Origin of the sequence: Catellicoccus marimammalium M35/04/3 (genome assembly GCF_000313915.1) — a bacterium.
Lineage (GTDB): Bacteria > Bacillota > Bacilli > Lactobacillales > Catellicoccaceae > Catellicoccus > Catellicoccus marimammalium.
Window position 1 is genome coordinate 1 of the sequence record NZ_AMYT01000023.1, and the last position, 2,063, is coordinate 2,063.

General features: G+C 34.2%; 2 protein-coding genes. Both read right to left on the reverse strand.

The genetic code is table 11. The annotated features are described in order from the left end of the window. Position 1: 1 nt before the first annotated feature. The gene (locus C683_RS06290) at positions 2-1,138 is read right to left on the reverse strand and encodes an iron-containing alcohol dehydrogenase family protein (protein WP_009492151.1); all 1,137 of its coding nucleotides are present in this window, start codon (positions 1,136-1,138) and stop codon (positions 2-4) included. A gap of 97 nt (positions 1,139-1,235) precedes the next feature. Then, positions 1,236-2,063: 7alpha-hydroxysteroid dehydrogenase (gene hdhA / locus C683_RS06295; protein ID WP_341871655.1), on the reverse strand; the 828-nt coding region annotated here is incomplete at its 5' end.

Below are 2,063 nucleotides of genomic sequence, written 5' to 3' on the forward strand. Positions count from 1 at the left end.
TTTATTTTAAGTTATTTAAGATAGAAACAACACTATCTTTTGTTAAAGCACGTGGATTTGTTAACATACATGGGTCTTCCATTGCTGAAGTAGACATCATGTCAATGCTATTTACAAACTCGTCTTCTGTAACTTTTGTATCTGTAAAGTGTGAAGGCATATCTAAAGTTTCTTTTAATTCTTGAATTAATTCCATTAAACGTAAAGTACCTTCTTTAGCTTCATATTCTTTATGGTCTAACATTCCTGCTAATTTCGCATAACGAGCAGCGATCACTTCTTGCCCTTCTGCTTCATAAGAACCTAAACCTGCATTATAAGCAATGACATCATTCATTAATAATGTATTTACTAAACCGTGTGCTAAATGTAAACGAGCACCTACAGAGTGAGAAATACCGTGGATAGCTCCCAATCCAGCTTTAATAAAGGCTAAACCACCTAAAGAAGCTGCATTCATAACATGGCTACGAGCATCTACATCTTCTGGATTATGGTAAGCTTTTGGTAAATATTCAAATAATAATTGAATTGCTTTTTCTGCCATTCCATCTGTAATATCATTGTAACCACGGAACAATGGATCCATTGCTTGTGCAACATAAGCTTCCAATGCGTGACTTAATGCATCCATTCCTGTATTAGCTGTAGTTGCTTTTGGCATACTTGTAGCTAATTCTGGAATTAAATATGCTTTTTCTGGTTGGAAAGCATCATCTAATTTAGGAATTTTCACACTTGTTTCGTCTTCGGTAACTACCGCTAAATCATTGATTTCTGAACCAGTACCACTTGTTGTTGGTACGGCAATCAATGTACCTGTAAATCCTGCTTGAACTTTCATATCTTTTGCAGCGTCCATAGCAGAACCACCACCTAAAGCAATAATTACTGTAGGTTCAAAGTTACGAATTGCTTGTGCGCCACGTTTAATTGTAGATTCTAATGGATCAGGTAATACTTCATTGAAGCATTCTAATAAGTTATTTCCTTCTTCAATTGTTAGACGTAAACGTTCAGCACGTTCTAATCCTCGATTACTTGTAATTACCATTACACGTTCATTTTGTAATTGTTGTAAATCGAAGTATGCTTCTTCTCCGAAATACATTTCTGTTGGAAAGTTTAATGCTTTCATCTTTTTTCCTCCTTGTTTATTGTTTACATTTTATATTTTACTGTTCATCCATTTCTTTACAATATTGAAATTGTTGTCAGTAGTGAACTTTTTGTCACTACTGATTTTGATTATAATCTCCATAGATTGGAGTTGGTTTTCCAAATCCTCCAGCGACAGAAATTAATTCTCCAGTCACAAAATTAGATTCATCGCTTCCTAAATAAACTGCTGCTTGGGCAATATCTTCAGGAGTCGCAATACGATTCAATGGTACGTGTTTTAAAAATGTAGATAAGAATCGTTCATCCATATTTTGTAAAGCAGAATCCGTTCCCACTAATCCTGGTAGAATTGCATTACAACGAATTTGGTTTCGAGCATATTGAACCGCTATACTTTTTGTTAAAGAATTAATCGCTGCTTTTGATGTTGTATATGCTAAGCGAGCAATATCGGGAGTAATCCCTCCAATAGAAGAAATATTAACAATACTTCCCCCTTGATCTTGTTTTTGCATTTGTTCTACTGTGTATTTAGAAGTATAATAAACACTCGCTACATCCACATTTAAAATATGGAAGAACGCATCACTATCTCCTGTCGTTAAGGTTTTATCTTTTTGGACATCCGTGTGACCGAAGTTGTTCACTAAAATATCAATTTTTCCTTCTTTTTCGATAACTTCTTCAATCATCGGTTGATAAGATTCAAAATCAAACGCATTATAATACACTGCTTGATATAATGGATTTTCTTGTTGTAATTCTGCAATCAAATCTCTATTTTTTTGACTATCACGCATTGCCATATAAACTTTTGCGCCATTTTCTACATAAGCTTTTGTAATTGCTAGCCCAATTCCACGACTAGCAGCTGTAACAATCGCTGTTTTTCCTTCTAATCGATTCATCATTGAACCTCCTTTTTTTATTTTTTCTTTTAA

Excerpts from the sequence above, each read along its gene's own strand:
- C683_RS06290 (WP_009492151.1), bottom strand. The coding sequence starts at position 1,138 with ATGAAAGCATTAAACTTTCCAACAGAAATGTATTTCGGAGAAGAAGCA.